The sequence below is a fragment of the Microbispora rosea genome (assembly GCF_900156315.1).
Classification (GTDB): domain Bacteria; phylum Actinomycetota; class Actinomycetes; order Streptosporangiales; family Streptosporangiaceae; genus Microbispora; species Microbispora rosea.
Genome location: NZ_FTNI01000029.1, coordinates 100,228 through 115,390, shown reverse-complemented (window position 1 = coordinate 115,390; position 15,163 = coordinate 100,228). Strand labels below are relative to the sequence as shown.

Sequence of the window (15,163 nt, the reverse complement as noted above, 5' to 3'; positions counted from 1 at the left end):
GGAGGACCCGTGCTCGACATCCACATCAGCCTGACTGGCAGGATCGCCTACGACCCGCGCTTTTTCGCCTCCGACCATGAGGCGCCGGCCATGTGGTCGGCGGTGCTGGAGGTCAACGGGCCGCCGACCCCGCGCCGCGACGGCTCGACCTACGTCCCCACCCGGCAGGTGGAGGTCGTCGTCTACGGGGTCGCCGCGATCCGCGCGCACGAGTCCTACCGCAAGGGCAACCTGGTCATGGCCTGGGGTTGCGACCTGATGCCCCGCACCTACGAGACCAAGAACCGCGATGGCAAGCCCGTCGTGCGGGCGGTGATCAGGGTGATCGCCACCGATCTGGGGCTGGCGACCCGCTACAGCCCGGTGCGCGAGGAACAGGCCGCATGGCCGGTCGCCGCTGCACCCCGCCGTCTGGCTCAGGGCGCCTCCGCGGCCGTGGAAGGGCCCGCCACCCCGCTCGCCGCCTGATCCCTCGCTTACGGGCGGCCCTTCACCGGGCCGCCCGCACGCGTCGACGCGGCGCCATGCACATGGCCCGCTCCTCTCTTCGTTCCTGTCCCGCTTCAACGCGAAGGAGTTCGCATGTCCGCACCAGCCGTCGATTGGGAGAACAACCTGCGCGAGACCGACCAGGTCCGCCTGGCCCGCATCCCGCTGGGGCTGCTCGACCATCACCCCGGCAACGTTAGGGCCGACTACGCGCTGACCGAGGCGTTCTGCCGATCGCTGGCCGCCGAGCAGCAGGTCGCCGTGCACGTCGTTCCGATCCCCGACGACCACCCGCGGGGGGAGGGGGAGGAGGGCTACCGGTTCTGGGTGACCAAGGGCAACCGGCGCCTGGCCGCCGCCCGCCACCAGCAGCTGCCCGACCTGCTGTGCCTGATCGACTTGGCCAAGGCAGGCGACCGCGCCGGCCAGTTCATCGACATGGTGGTCGAGAACGACGACGACTACCGGCGCGGGCTGACCGCCTTCGAGCAGGCCCAGGCGCTGTTCGCGGCATATCAGGCCGGGGCCAGCCGTACCCGCATCCGCAAGCTCACCGGCCGCACCCGCGAAGAGGTCGCGGGGGCCATCACCGCAGGACGGCTGTCGGCGACGACTCGTCAGGCCGCCCAGCAGATGAACCACGACTGGACGCTGGAGGACCTGGCCCTGCTGGCCGAGTTCGACGGCGACGAAGAGGCCCTGGCGGAGATCCACCAGAGGGTCGGCTGGGGACACAAGGTCCGCTACGCCGTCGAGTACATACGCACCGAGCGGGCCGAGGCGGCCGAGCGCGCCCGGGTGCGCGCCGAGCTGGAACAGGCCGGAATCCGCGTGACCGACGACATCCCCGCCGGGGCGCTCACCCTCACTCGCCTGGCCGATGTCGCCGAAGGCTTCGACCCCGACACGCACACCACCTGCGAGGGGCATGGGGTGTTCCTGCGCAGCCGGGGCACGCCCACACCGGTGGCCTACTGCACCAGCCCCAAGCGGCACGGCTACGCCCCGCCGGGGGCACCGGGCGCTCCCGCCGTCGGATCGGCCGCGCTGGCCAAGGCCGACGAGCTCGAGCGGAAGCTGGTCATCGAGGGCAACCGGGTATGGAAGGCCAGCGCGACCGTGCGGCAGGAGTGGGTGGCCGCCCTGCTGGCCCGCGCCACCGCACCCAAACCGGTGCTGGCCTGGGTCGCCCGGCAGCTCGTGGAGATGCCCACCCCGTTGCGGGACAAGCTCACCAGCGCCCGGCACACCACCGTGTGGGCGAAGCTGGCCGGCAACACTGACGCGGCGAGCACGGCCGCGGTCCGGCCGGGGCGGCTGCCGCTGCTGGCCCTGGCCCCGATCGTCGTGGCCTATGAGCACCAGATGACTGTCCCGGACTCGGCCCGCTTCATCTGGCGGCACGACCGGACCGGCGCGGTCAGCCGCGCCGACGCACGTGCCTACCTATCCCTGCTGGTCGAGCTCGGCTACCAGCCGACACCGATCGAGCAGGCGATCATCGACGGGCTCCCGTACCGCGGGGACGCCCCCGCCGAGGAGCTCGAGCCCGAGCAGGCTCCCGCCGCCGGCGAACCGCCACAGCAGCCCGGCCCGGAGGAGACGAGCACCGCCGTGCCGCGGGACGCCGACGCCTGGGCAGACCCGCAGACCGCCCCCGACCCCGACGCTGGGGACGGCGCACCGTGCTCGGCGGCCGCCTGATCCGCTCGCCCCATCACATCGCCGCAACTGGACCGATAGGCCCGGCCACCAGGCCGGGCCTTGTTCGTCTCGCATGGAAGGAATCGCTGATGAGCACCGTTGTCCCCGTTCCGCTGACCGCCCGCAACGCCGGCCTGGCCGAGCTGCACGCGCTGCTGCGCGACCAGCACGCCCGCAAGGTCGACGTCCCGGTCACCACGGCGCGGATCCGCGCGGTCGGCACGCACCTGCAGCTGATCGACACCCCACCGGTGCTGTCGGAGGCCGGGGTGACCGACAGCACGGGCTTGTACCTGCCGACCGAGATCTGCGACCAGGGCCTGGCCGACAAGCTCGGCATCCCCCTGCCGTATCTTCGGCGCCTGCGCGCCCACCAGCCCGCCCTGTATGAGGCCAACATCAACACCTGGCTACAGGCCGACGACCGCCGCTTCCTGCTGCGCGGCCTGCGTGGCACCGGTGACGCCCCCGGGGTCGCGCGGGCGTTCCTGTCCGACCGCTACAAGATCATTGACAACCTGGATGTGCTCATGGCGGCCCTGGACGGCGTGCGGCTGGCCGGGGTCGACGTCGACATCGACGGGTGCGACCTGACCGAACGGCGCATGTATGTGCGGGTGGTGTGCGAGCAGGTCGCCGCCCTGGCACCCGAGCTCCTGAGGAACTACCGCAGCCCATTCACCGGCGCCGCCGGTGCCGACAACCCGCTGGTGTTCGCCGGATTCGTGATCAGCAACAGCGAGACCGGCTGCGGCGCGTTCACCATCACCCCGCGCCTGCTGGTGCAGGTCTGCCGCAACGGCATGACCATCACCGCCGACGCCCACCGCCACGTCCACATCGGCGGCCGCCTCGACGGCAGCGGCAGCGCGGTCCGGTGGAGCAGCGACACCCAGGACAAGAACCTGCAGCTGATCACCGCCCAGACCCGCGACGCCATCACCACCTTCCTCGACACCGACTACCTCACCACCAAAATCCGCGAACTGACCGCCGCCGCCGGGGCCGAGATCACCGACCCCGACACAACCATCAAGGCGGTCGCCACCAAGCTGCGCTTCACCGACGACCAGCAGCGCGAGATCCTGCGCCACTTCATCCGCGGCGGCGACCTGACCGCCGGCGGGGTGATGCACGCCGTCACCAGCGTCGCCCAAACCATCGACGACGCCGACACCGCCCACGACATGGAGGCCCAAGCACTGCGCGCCTTGCACCTGGCCGCCGCCAGCGCCTGAACACCCTCCCCACCCGTCCAGCAAGAGGGCCGTCCCGCTCCCGGCGGGCGAGACAAGATCGCTTCGCGGAGCAGCGGCGGGACCGAATCGACGAGGTCGTCCACGGCCGGGTGCGGTCGGCGACCGGTCGCGTGTCGAGGAGTCATGTCCTGGCGAGCTCCCACTGTGCCGGGTTGAGCCGTGCCCGGTGTTCTGGTCGGTCAGTGTCGCAGGCGCGGTCGTTCACGCAACCGGGCTTTCGCTCCGCTCACTCCGCGTGGTCAAGATCTTTTGCTGTCGCAAAACATCTTGACCGCGCGGGCCGCCCGGTTGCCCTCCCTCCCTTTCAGCCTGCGGGTCCTCCCTCACCAGAACACGGCGCGGGACCCCGGCACGGGACCCCGGCGACAAGGAGCAGGACATGACCCTCACCCTCGACACCCCGCTCGGCCTGACCGACCTGAGCACTTGCGGCCGCTGCGGACAGACGACCCAGATCGAGCAGCTGTTCCGCTGCACCGACCACAGCTGGATCTGCCAGAACTGCATCACCGAGGCGATCGAGGCCAACCGCCTGGCAACCGTCGCCGACCGGAAGGTGTAGCAGCCCGGCACCGGCGCGGGGGCACCCGCCCTCGCGCCCTCACGTATCCAAGCTCTCAACGAACGGAGGACATCCGATGGCCAACGAGACGACCATCACCATCGTCGGCAACCTCGTTGACGACCCCGAATGCCACTTCACCACAGGCGGCCACGCCGTCGTACGCTTCCGGGTGGCGTCGACGCCCCGCTACCAGGACCGTCAGACGGGGGAGTGGAAGGACGGCACCAGCCTGTTCCTGACCTGCACCGCCTGGCGCGACCTCGGCGAGCACATCGCCGAATCCCTCCAGCGCGGCATGCGCGTCATAGTCCAAGGCCGCCTGCGCCAGCGCAGCTACGAGACCGACACCGGCGACAAGCGCACCGTCTACGAACTCGAGGCCGACGAGGTCGGCCCCTCCCTCCGCTTCGCCACCGCAACGGTCACCAAGGTCAAGGCCCCGCCGATCGCCCATCTACAAGATCAGCGGCCCTGGCCGACACCCGCCGCCGCGTGATAACCCTGCTCACGGTGAGTCCCACGCTGCCCAAGTCAGGGCAGGGGTTCGACTTTGACGCCCGGCGCCACGATGCGCAGGTCGACCATGCGGTCGCTCACAACCGGCCAGCCATAATGGACCCCACACCAGGCCATATGCGCGAGCGTGGCGTCAGCCGCGCCGAGGTCGGCAAGCGCACGCCGAGAGCGTCGGATTGCAAGTGGATCGCCATTTCGCGGACACGCTGACATGCGCGTGATCGCTCGGTCCCTCTCGACTGCGGGAAGATCATTCCGCGCCCACTTCCGGATCTTGTGTTGTATGACGGCCAGGAGCGGCCGATTCGTGGTGGGCGTTGACTCAGTAGCGGTGGCCAGGCCAGTGAGGGTCCTCCCAGCGGGCGGGGCCGGCAAGGCTGAGCAGTCGTATCCGGTGAAGCAGCTCTACGGGAGCGTTCCTGGCATGGAGTCGGGCAGGGGCGTGACGAATCAGCCAGGCCGCCAACTCGGTACGCATCTCTTCCTCGTTGTCCCACCCTCCCCACGGGAGTTGATCTCCCAGCAAGTCGTACTCCCAGTGCGTCACCGCTTCGGCGATGTGCTGGTCGGCCACGGCGCACGTCTGCGCCTCCCAGACGTGCAGCCATGGGCTGAGCGTGGCAGAGGCTTCGGCACACAGAGCGAGGACTTCGTGCGCAGGCACAGCAGGATCCGTGTCGATGAGAGTGTGGGCCCACCAGGCGTTCAGGAATTCCCGTACCGCTGCGGTCTGCTCGGCAGGCCACTGCTGCCACTGGCCGCGAGCGAATGCACGTCCGACCTCCTCCATACCGAAGAGAGGCTCGACGAGGCCCCTGACCAGGGCCCTCGACAATTGAGGCAGAATACGGCGCAACACCGATGCATGGTCACTCCAGTCGGTGGCCTGCCACGTGCGGCGCAGGAGATCGAGGTCCAGCTCCACGTCCGGCACCTTCAACTGCGCGAGCTCTTCGGCGCTGCCCCAGTGGCACTCACAGTTGTGCTCGTCAGGCTGGGCGGTCATGCCATGGAAGGTGACGGCCATGCGGTTCAACGCGGCGTCGAGACGGAACAGTGCGGGTGTCTGGTTGAGATTCATCGGGGGGCGTTCACCTTCGAAGACTCCGGAAGGTTGCGCCATCCGAAGGTTGCTACTTTAGCGAATCGGTCTCCCCGGTCGGCAGCAAAGGAGATGGAAGCGGCGTTTCGGGCTGGTCACGCGTGACCGTGGGTTGCCCCTCGTCACCCTGGCTAATTGCACGACGATCACGTACACGACCCGCGGCAGCGCCCCCGGCCCCTGCTCCGCCCCCGTCCTCCTTGTAGCTGCCGACACCCAGGACGGGACCACCGTGTCAAGGGTCAGCGAAGCTGATCGCGTAGCGACGCCGTAGGCGCCCTTGACTCGGCGGGCTCGGCCGGGACGCTTGAGCAGCGGGGAGGACGGCAACACGCTCCCGATCGTTAGATCGTGTGAACCCAGAAGTACCGGCCGACGTTTCATGTGTATGACGCGTAAGCGCGGGGTCGCGTTCGCCGCCTCGGTCACCTTGGTTTTGGCGGCGCTGCTGTGGTGGATGGTCACGGAGAACGACCGGCGGCTCGATGCCCAGATACGGCAGGCTCTTGAACGTTATGAGCAAGCTTTCGCGAGAGATGGCGTCGGTGCTACTCCAACACCTCCTCGGCGGGAGGGATATGGCCGAAGTCTCGGCGTTCTGTCAATCGAGAAGGTGACCGTGCATAGGGACGGACAGACGCTTACCGCTGAGTTTGTTGGGGCCTTGTCCGCTGGAGCTTGTGGCGCGGATTACACCGCCCGCGCCGTGGAGTCTGAGCATGCGGTTCTGATCGTGGTGGAGGAGCACCCGCACGTGCATGTGGGGGCACGGGCCTGCACCGCTGTGGGAATCCTCAACCAGGTGACCGTACGGCTCAGCCGTCCCTTGGGTGAGCGTGCGGTGCTGGAGGCCGAAAGAGGGATGCCAGTTCCCTCGACCTCATGAGGTGACAGGGTGCTCGCTACTGGCGGACGGACCGAGCTGCCGGCGGCCGGGACCGGCCCCCAGACATCCCATGCGCTTAGATGTCAAGCTGCGATCTCAGATGTCTTCTTGGGTTCGCCTCCCCGCGCGATGCGACCACGCGGTTGCTTCGTCGTATTTGGCGCCCGTTTGAAGGCACCCGTGGAGCGGCCGGTGCCCCTCGTGAGTGAACACGTTGAGCAGGCGCCGCTCGTAGGCGGCGAGGAACGCTCGCCATGCGCGATTGTTCTTGCGGCAACCAGATCCGGTGAATTTAGCGACGGGGAAACCTGACGAGCGGCTCCGATCATCCGACCTTGACATAAGGTTCGTTATCGATCTTCTTGCGGGAGCTTCCCTCGGGGCCGGAAATTGAACGCGGACTATCAGCTTGGGAATCGACTAGTGATCTTCCCTCGCTGAGCTGAAAACGGGTGTCCAGCTCAGCGATGGTCGAGTGACCGTGAGTCCCCATGATTCACCGCTGATCGCCGTTCAATCTGGCATGTGAACTAGCGGTGCGTTGAGGAGCGTTTTGCCGTGTGTGAGGTGTAGGCCAGTATGGGCCGCATGAGTGAGGGCACGGTGTCTTCGGTGTCGTCGTCGTGGCGCCGAATTGATGCCTGGCTGGCTGCGCATGCGCCGGCCGATCTGGCGATGCTCAATCCTCCGGCGACCGCAGAAGCGTTGGAGTTTGCGCAGCAGGTGCTGGGCATACGGCTCCCCGATGAGCTGAAGGAGTCGTTGAAGTGCCATGACGGGCTGAGCGGTTGGAGCAGCATGTTGCCGGAGTCGTCACCGCTCTCCGCGTCGGGTATCGCGGAGCACTGGCAGATCTGCATGGAGACCGCCTCGGACAACGGTGGTTTCGTGGTGCAACCCTGGGAGGATGAGCCCTGGTGGCATCCCCTATGGATTCCCTGGGGAGTGAGCGCGGACGGCAACGCCCACATCATCGATCTGCGTCCGGAATCCGATCATGGCCGGCTCGGATGGGCAGGGCACGGTGGCGGTGGAGACTTCTCCGATGCGTGGCCGAGCCTGGCCGCGTACCTGGGCGACGTCTCTGAAGCCCTGTACTTCGGATGCGGTGTCCGCGGGGAGTACCCCTACCTGACCTCGGATGGGCAACTGTGGTGGGACCTGGGTGAGGATTGCCGTTCGCTGAACGGTGAGCCGCTCGTTCCGGCGCCAGTGGGCCTCGGCTGACCGCCCGTCCTCTAGGAAGATGGAAGCTGGTGATGGCAATCGAACCCGCGCTGTCAGCTTGGGAATTGCATGGATCACGGCCGTTAGGCGCACTGACCTGGGCTTGGGGTCGGTCACGAGTGACCGCGGTTGCCCCCTCGTTACCCTCCTTAATGGCCCGCTAATGGCCCGGCGGCCAGGCGCAGGACCTGCGGTGTATGCGATGCGCGCACTCCCACTTTGTTCTGCAGGGAAGGGCTAGTCGATTTTGTCCCAATGCAGAGACCTTCTGGTTTGATCACCGTCATGGAACATAAGGCGACATCCCACGAGCCGATGACTCCGGCACATTTCGCGGTGGAGCACGGCGACCTGAGGGAACTGACCCGATTGCTCGACGCCGGTGCCGACCCGAATGAGGTGTGGTCCGACATGACCCTGCTCATGCATGCGATCGACGTGGAGGCGGACGGAGCAATCCAGACCGGAGAGCCACTGGACGCTGCAGGCACCGCTGTGCTCTTGGCCTATGGGGCCGATCCCGAACGCTCGGGCCCCGATGGAACAATCCCGCGACTCTTCGCCTTCCACTACGGTCATGGACTGGCGGTCCGGTTGCTTGAGGCCCACATCGCTCGCCGTCACGGCGGCACCATGCCGAACCCCTGCCCGGAGCTTCCTCCAGCAGAACCCCGTATGTGAAGGGCGGCAGGATGCGCGTGGTCGTTGATGGCCGACAGGTCAGGTCGGAAGCTGATTTCCACCGGATACTGGCGGGGCCGCTGGACTTCGGTCCCTACTACGGGCACAACCTCGCCGCGCTTCGGGACAGGTTGAGCACCGACGTAGAACGCCCGGTGGAGCTGGTGTGGACCCATTGGGAGGAAAGCAGGGCGAACCTGGGGACCGAGGTCTTCGACAAGATCCGCAGGATTCTGACGTGCGTTCAGGCACAGGACGCGGAATGGAACTGGCGCGAGCGCTTCACCTTCGAATTGCGCGGCGCGCACACTCCGCCTGCCTGATCACCCCGTTTGCCGTCGACCCGCCCGGAGTGGAAGCGGGCCAAGGCCGCCGGGTCGATGGCGGGCGGGATGATCAGGCTTGCACCTCAGCCAGCTACGGTCTCGGCTGAGGCGCGGGCGATCATCCCGGAGCCGAGGCCCCCGCCGGAGGCATGTGCACCGTGAGGTAGGCGGTGATACAGCCGTCCTAGGTGAGCTGGCAGAGCGTCCCGCACAGTGGGCAGAAGGCGTGCTTGGCTGTGGAAGTCACCTCCAGGCCGCAGCTGGGGCAGCTGCCTTGCTCGTAATTCGCCGGGGCTGGCCCGAAGCCACCGTTGTAGTAGTCACGGTCCGGCCAGGCAACTGCCTCAATGAAGGGCTGAGTCAATGACGGGTCTCTGCCTGGCAGCCAGGAGATTTCGGCAAGGACTAGCGTAGAGGGCACGCTGTTGCCTTGTTCTGTGTAAGCGGGTAGCACACGACGGAGTACGTCCACTAGTTCAGGAAGGCTCAGACGAAGCAGCTCCCGCGCCAGAGAGTCACGCTGATCATCGGTGGTCACAGGTGTCAAGCTAGTCAAAGGCGCCACGAAGCGGGCGGGGCCGGTGGTCGGAGCGTAGGTCTGAGCGGCGGCGTGCCGGGGGTTAGCGAGGTGGTGGGGCACGGCGCGGTGGTCGTGCGGCGGGCGGGCGACGGGCCGCGCCGCCGCCTTGATCCCTCTACGAGCGCAATTCGACAGGGGAGGATGCTTAAGTCTAACCAGACAGAAACCTCATTCTGTTTGGTATATTTCCCGCGTCGCCATGCAATCGCATCTACGTTTGGCCAGCGTCTGGTAGGCCAGCAAGCGCAAGGGGCGCAACCCCCCATCGGGTCACACGATCCGGGTGAGCACCCGGCCGCGATCTTCGAGGCGCTTCCCTTGTCGCACACGGGCCCGGTTCCGTGCGGAGTGCGAGGAGGCGTTGGACGCCGCGTATGACCTGACCCGGTTGCAGCAGGTGCAGGCGCTGTTGCGTCAGTGCGGCTTCGTGCGCTCGCCTACGCCCGCCCGGGCTACGGGGAGGCTGTCCAGGACGCTTTCCAGGGGCGTGCGGAGATGTTCACTCGCTTCACCCCGCCGAGCTGGGGAAGGCTGTCGTCCTGTGGGCCACCTTACAGCCACCCTCTTGTCTCTGGAATACTATCCGTATACCGAGTAGCCTTGTGGTATGACTGCTGACATGACCACCATCAAGGTGCCCAAGCCTCTGCGTGATCGGATCAGTGCGATCGCTGACGAGCGCGGGCGCGGAACCACCCTCTCCCAGGTCCTCGCCGACCTGGTTAAGCGGTACGAGAGCGACGAGACCCGTGCCCGGCAGGCAGCCCAGCAAGTCCATGACGAGGTGCAGGCAGATAGGGAGCTTATGGAGCGCGCTCGCGCGCGGGCCGCTCAGCACGCCGCATATCTAAGCGAGCGGGGCCGGTGACAGCGCTCGGATTCGTCCTCGATGACACTGTCCTAACGGAGCTAGGCCGAGCCGATCGGGAGTTGCATGCACTCCTGCTGGCTTACGACGAACACGACCTTCGCACCACGGTCCCCGCCCTCACAATGGCGGTAGCCGAAGCGGCGCTGACGCCGGACCAGAGGCTGATCCTCTCAGGCACACTGAAGATCCTCTCGAATGTCTGGATCGCGTTCATATCCGACGAGGAAGAGAGCGCGCGGCTCGCTGACGTGCTCACCTATCTGGGTGATACGCCGGACACGGGGGCAGCGCATGCGGTCGCGGTCGCCCAGCACCTCGACTGGCCCATCCTGACGATGAGCATGAAACGCTGGGAGCCGATCGCGGCGCTTCTGCCCTACCGTCTCGACCTGTTCGAGATCAAGGATCCGAACTGATAGCGCTGCTGAGCCGGGTCAAGGTCCTGCGACTGCCGGTCCCGGCTCGCTCCAACCCGCTCCGTGTAGTTCCCTGCTTCGGAGCCTCGTCTCGAACGCCTCGTCCCAAGGGATGCCACCGGTGGGTTCGCCGAGGCCGGCTGGTCCAGGTCATCGCATCAGGCAGGCCGCGTAGATGTTCGCCGGCGTAGGCGGCGTCGCCGACGGCGTGCACCAAGCGGGTGGGGTAGCCGGCGGCGATCGTCTCAACCATGTCCCGGGCGGACGCGATCTTGCCAGTGTGTCCGGGACGCCACAATCTGGTAGGCACCGGCAGGCACAGCGGCCGGGACAGGAACGGCAACTGCACGATGATCCCGGCGACCACCCAGCAGTTGCCGAACCCGATCGGTTTGGCCCCTTGGCCGCACCGTCATGATGCCAGGCGGCGCCGAACATCTTCTTACCCGACCGTTTGAACAAGGTGTCATCGACCGCCATGATGATCGCCGAGCCCGGCGGCAGCAGCCGGGCCACGACCAGATCGCACAACGCCAGCCCGACGGCGTCAGTGCCGCGCCCGCCGTCCTGCGCGGCAGGGGGCCTCGACCGCTGCAGGAACTGCAAAAGTGTCGTCGTCCCAGGCTCACCGCGGTGTGTAGGTCGTTGAGGAGACGGGCGGCTCCGCGCTCGGCCACTTGCCGTGCCCAGTAGAAGACATCGGCGTCGAGCACGGCGCGGACCCGGGCCCAGTAGCCCCCCGCGGCGGCGGGTCTTGGCCCGGGTGCCTTTGGCTTTCACCCGCGCCCGGCGCCCGGCAAGGTCCAGGTCCTCGGTGATCAGGCCCAAGATCTCCTCCGCACGAGCGGCGGTCTCATACAGCATCCGGTAAAGGGTCTTCTCCCGCAGGCCGACCTCACGGTGGGCGATCAGACGGTCGATCGCCATCTTCGAGCGCGTCGGGGTCTGGCTGTCCGGGACGGCCAGACGCTTGGCCCACCCTGATGGCTGGGACTGCGGCCCCGCCTCCGCGGGCAGTGGCGGGGCCTTCACCGTCGTCGCAGACCTTCCCGGTTCACTGGCGGCGCTCTTGGTCTCCGCCCATAAAGGACAGGGTGAGCGGGCCTCAGCCTGTGAACCAGCTCTCAGCCAGTGTGATTGTGGCAGGTGCGGCTCGCTGTGCAGCGGTTTCAGGATGTCGCGTGGGGCTGGTCGCACCACCTGAAGGAGCCGCCCTCGGGGTTCACGTCGGGCCCGTGGCAGAGCATCACCGAACGGATGCGGCCGAAGAAGACGGAGTCGCTCACGCACTGCCGGCCCGGGCCCGCCTGGATGTTGATCGTTCTGCCGTACGTCGTCTCGTACTCGGCGCCCACGAAGTCGTGGTCGGCCTCCAGATCGCAGATCGTGATGCTCTTGCGGTCCGCGCTGACGTTGACCGAGCCGTTTCCGTTCATCAGTCCCCCTGTCCAGGGTCTCGCATCCGCTGACGCCCCCGAAGCAGCCGCGAGCAGCGAACCCGCGACCAGCGCTGCCAGAACCACCATTCGCCGACCGAACATCGCCCATTCCTCTCGTCGCTCGAAGCCAGGCAGGCGACCGACACGCGTTCCGGCCGTACGCTCGTGTGCCGTACGGGCCGTGCCCTATAAGGCAGGTCCGGCCCACGCGCCGTCGCGCCGCCGACTCTCGCGCCGAGGCATTGCTCACCCTGTGACCGGCCGCTCGAGCACGACGAGTCCGTGGATCAAGGGTCAGTTACCAGTGGGTCCTCGGCCAGGAAAACCTGCAGCCGGGAAAGAAAGGAGCGCGCTGAGCACGGGGATCAGCGACGGCAGGGGCGATGTCACTCCTGACGCGACTCGAGGAGGTTGATCCGTAAGCGAACGACTAACAACCGATCTTTACTGTGCCACGTCTCCTGTAGGCCCCTACGTCGCACAGGAGTCCGCGTTGCGTATCCCTGCGGTGGTCTCAGTCGTTTTCGCGGGTTGCCTGGTGCTGGTGTGCCAGCCGGCTCATGCCGCCCCGCTCGGCACGGAACTGTTCCCGCGCCTGGCTGCCGAAGTCGTGGAAACGAGTGCACTACCGATGGCGTGACCGAGAAGCAGGACGTGCTGATCAACGTCGATCTGACCACGCCGGATAATGCCACGGCCGAGCAGCAGATGTGGATCGACTCCTCATCTCATAGATCAACAACTTCACCCGCCTGGCTCACCCCGGCCGTCATCAGAAGTTCCTGATCGAGGTCGCTCTTGTGGCTCAGCGCTGAGGTAGCGAGAACGTCGAAGTCACCGTGCCAGAGGCAGCGGAAGGATCAGCACGTGCATGAGCGGTGCGTCGGGCCAGCCGGGGCACAGGCGGGCGACAGGCTGCTCTCTGTCCCCGCGGCTTCCGCCCCTCATCTCGCAGACCGAGGTTTCACACGTTGCTCAAACTTCGGCGACCGTGTGCGGGACGCTCGCTCCTGGGGGAACGCGGTCCGGGGCCGGCCGCCCTGGAACCGTCCCGGAAACAACCCGATTCATTGGGGAACGAGGTGAGGTAACACGTTCGTCACTCCGGGCGACACTTCTCGGGCCGGGCAGCAGTCTGGAGACATGGCGCAGGCGAGGGATGGTTCAGCACCGGTGCCCCGGTCACGGGTGGGGCGGTGGGTGACGATCTCGGTGATCGTGGTGCTGGTGGGTCTGCTGGCGGTGGGGCTGGTCGGGTTCTTCGCGGATCCGTTGCATCTGCCGCCGCAGCTGCTGCAGGTGCTGGATCAGCGGGCGAGTGTGGTGAGCATGTTCATCGGCGCCGCCGGTCTGGTCGTGGCGGTGGTGGCCCTGCTGCTGCAGGTGCGCGCCGACGCCAGGCAGGCGACATCCCCGTCGGCCGCAGCAGCGCCTGCCGAGGCGAGCGTCCTGCAGACGCCACCGGCCGAATCACCCCTACAGCGCACCGAATCCGGCGGTGAGCGGCGTACCTATGGCGGCGACCACATTGAGTTCCACCACAGCACCTTCGGCGGCACGGTCGTCGGCAAGCAGGTGACCGGGCCCACGCCGTCGGCACCGCCACCGACGCCCAGCTCGGTGGACGGCGACGGCGATGACCGGGGATGAGCCGCTGAGCGGCACCGGCGGGGACCGCATCGAGTTCCATCGCAATCTCATCGAAAAGGCTGTCGGCGTCGAACACCATCACTACTACCCGCTCCCACCGGAGCGGGCGCCGGGTCAGATCGTCGAGGGGGACATTCCGCAGCGCCCGCCGGGGTTCCAGCCGCGCGAGCAATTGCTGCAGCGCCTGGCCGACCTGCTGGGCGACGAGATCCCCGTTGGCGGGGCGGTGGCGATCTGCGCGGTGGCGGGCACTCCTGGTGTGGGAAAGACGATGCTGGCCGCCTCCTACGCCTGGGCCTGCCAAGCCGCGGGCTGGCCGGTGGTCGCCTGGATCGCAGCCGAGACCACTGACCAGATCCTGACCGGCCTCGCCAGCCTGGCCGGCCGGCTTGGCGAGCGCCACTCGGACGATGACGCGGCTGCGGCGGCGGCGCGGGCCAAGGCCTGGCTGGCGGCCACCACCCGGCCGGTGTTGCTGGTGTTCGACAACGCCACCGATGTGGGCGCGGTGCGATCCTGGTGCCCGGCCACCGGCGCCACCCGGGTGGTCATCACCACCCGCAACCGGGCCTTCCTGCGCGCCTACCAGCCGCTTGAGGTCGAGGTCTTCACCTCCGCGCAGGCGGCAGACTTCCTACACGTCCGGACCGGCCTGACCGACCTCGACGGCGCCGTCGAGCTGGCCGTCGAGCTGGGGCACCTGCCCCTGGCACTGGCCCAGGCCGCCGCGGTCATCGTCCGGCTCCGGCTCGGCTATGCCGGGTACCTGGACCTGCTGCATACCTTCACCATCGGCGACTACCTGCTGGCCCAGTCCGGCGACGCCTACCCGGCTGGCATCGCGCAGGCGATCCTGCTGTCGGTGACCCAGGCCGAGGCGGCGCTGCCCGTCGCCCGCCAGGTGCTGCCGATCCTGGCGGTGCTGTCACCCGCCGGCGTTCCGCTGGCCATGCTGAACGGCCTGAGCGACGACGAAAACCCTCAGGTGCGGGTCCGGGAGATGCTCGCCGACCTGGCCGACACCTCGCTGATCACCTTCACCGAGGACGGCACGGCGGTCTTGATGCACCGCCTGGTGCAGGGTGTGCTCCGCGAACGCGCCGCCCACCAAGGCGACCTCGACACCGTGATGAGCCAGGCCACCGCCCTGCTCCATGCCTTCAACACCACCGTGCCGGACGGGCACCAGCTTTGGAAAGCCCGCGCCGCGGTCGAGATGCTCGTCGAACAAACCGACACGCTCAACCGGCATGCGCAAAACAGCGACGCCCTCACAGCCGACCTGCTCCGGTTACTTACCTGGTGCGGCCGGTACCTGTACGAGCTGGCCGATCTCACCCGCGCCATCCTCTTGCTGGAGCGCACCCTCACCGACTGCGAGCGGGTGTTGGGCCCCGACCACCCCTTAACGCTGACCTCCCGCAACAACCTCGCCGGCGCCTACCAATCGGC

15 protein-coding genes and 1 pseudogene are annotated in these 15,163 nt (G+C 67.5%); 14 read left to right on the top strand and 2 right to left on the bottom strand.

What is annotated here, in order from left to right; genetic code table 11:
* Positions 1–9: 9 nt before the first annotated feature.
* From BXA11_RS32465 to BXA11_RS32445, 5 genes and pseudogenes are all read left to right on the top strand, one after another.
* Positions 10–468, top strand: a complete 459-nt coding sequence (locus BXA11_RS32465) for a single-stranded DNA-binding protein (RefSeq protein ID WP_076440697.1) — start codon at positions 10–12, stop codon at positions 466–468.
* 114 nt (positions 469–582) lie between these two features.
* Complete coding sequence (locus BXA11_RS32460; protein WP_076440695.1) at positions 583–2,193, top strand: hypothetical protein; 1,611 nt, start codon at positions 583–585, stop codon at positions 2,191–2,193.
* A gap of 89 nt (positions 2,194–2,282) precedes the next feature.
* Positions 2,283–3,431 carry a DUF932 domain-containing protein gene (locus BXA11_RS32455; protein ID WP_076440693.1) on the top strand — a complete coding sequence of 383 codons (1,149 nt, stop codon included), beginning with the start codon at positions 2,283–2,285 and terminating at the stop codon, positions 3,429–3,431.
* Positions 3,432–3,831: 400 nt separating this feature from the next.
* Entirely contained in the window at positions 3,832–4,014 is a 183-nt protein-coding gene (locus tag BXA11_RS32450; RefSeq protein ID WP_076440691.1) for a hypothetical protein, read from the top strand.
* A gap of 76 nt (positions 4,015–4,090) precedes the next feature.
* Positions 4,091–4,453 (top strand): annotated as a pseudogene (locus tag BXA11_RS32445) (single-stranded DNA-binding protein); the annotation flags it as partial.
* A gap of 402 nt (positions 4,454–4,855) precedes the next feature.
* On the opposite strand, the gene BXA11_RS32440 reads toward BXA11_RS32445, so the two are convergent.
* A complete protein-coding gene (locus tag BXA11_RS32440) occupies positions 4,856–5,614 on the bottom strand; it encodes a hypothetical protein (RefSeq protein ID WP_076440689.1) in 759 nt (252 codons plus the stop codon).
* Between the two features lie 409 nt (positions 5,615–6,023).
* On the opposite strand from BXA11_RS32440, the gene BXA11_RS42625 reads away from it, so the two are divergent.
* The 6 genes from BXA11_RS42625 (at position 6,024) to BXA11_RS32415 (ending at position 10,622) form a co-directional block, all read left to right on the top strand.
* Positions 6,024–6,521 carry a hypothetical protein gene (locus BXA11_RS42625; protein ID WP_143734651.1) on the top strand — a complete coding sequence of 166 codons (498 nt, stop codon included), beginning with the start codon at positions 6,024–6,026 and terminating at the stop codon, positions 6,519–6,521.
* A 588-nt stretch (positions 6,522–7,109) separates the two neighbouring features.
* Entirely contained in the window at positions 7,110–7,748 is a 639-nt protein-coding gene (locus tag BXA11_RS32435) for an SMI1/KNR4 family protein (protein WP_076440731.1), read from the top strand.
* 285 nt (positions 7,749–8,033) lie between these two features.
* Positions 8,034–8,429, top strand: coding sequence for an ankyrin repeat domain-containing protein (locus BXA11_RS32430; protein ID WP_076440729.1), 396 nt, complete (start codon positions 8,034–8,036; stop codon positions 8,427–8,429).
* An 11-nt stretch (positions 8,430–8,440) separates the two neighbouring features.
* A complete protein-coding gene (locus BXA11_RS32425; RefSeq protein WP_076440727.1) occupies positions 8,441–8,752 on the top strand; it encodes a barstar family protein in 312 nt (103 codons plus the stop codon).
* 1,202 nt (positions 8,753–9,954) lie between these two features.
* Positions 9,955–10,203 (top strand): hypothetical protein, encoded by a 249-nt coding sequence (locus BXA11_RS32420; protein ID WP_143734650.1) that lies wholly within the window; start codon positions 9,955–9,957, stop codon positions 10,201–10,203.
* A gap of 62 nt (positions 10,204–10,265) precedes the next feature.
* A complete protein-coding gene (locus BXA11_RS32415) occupies positions 10,266–10,622 on the top strand; it encodes a hypothetical protein (protein WP_143734649.1) in 357 nt (118 codons plus the stop codon).
* A 1,169-nt stretch (positions 10,623–11,791) separates the two neighbouring features.
* Here the strand turns inward: BXA11_RS32415 and BXA11_RS32400 are convergent.
* Positions 11,792–12,058 (bottom strand): hypothetical protein, encoded by a 267-nt coding sequence (locus BXA11_RS32400; RefSeq protein ID WP_076440683.1) that lies wholly within the window; start codon positions 12,056–12,058, stop codon positions 11,792–11,794.
* Positions 12,059–12,697: 639 nt separating this feature from the next.
* On the opposite strand from BXA11_RS32400, the gene BXA11_RS43445 reads away from it, so the two are divergent.
* The 3 genes from BXA11_RS43445 to BXA11_RS43440 all read left to right on the top strand — a co-directional run.
* Entirely contained in the window at positions 12,698–12,847 is a 150-nt protein-coding gene (locus BXA11_RS43445; protein WP_159454875.1) for a hypothetical protein, read from the top strand.
* A gap of 414 nt (positions 12,848–13,261) precedes the next feature.
* Positions 13,262–13,711 carry a hypothetical protein gene (locus tag BXA11_RS32395; RefSeq protein ID WP_143734648.1) on the top strand — a complete coding sequence of 150 codons (450 nt, stop codon included), beginning with the start codon at positions 13,262–13,264 and terminating at the stop codon, positions 13,709–13,711.
* Positions 13,698–15,163: NB-ARC domain-containing protein (locus BXA11_RS43440; protein ID WP_244303600.1), on the top strand; the 1,466-nt coding region annotated here is incomplete at its 3' end. The genes BXA11_RS32395 and BXA11_RS43440, both read left to right, overlap by 14 nt.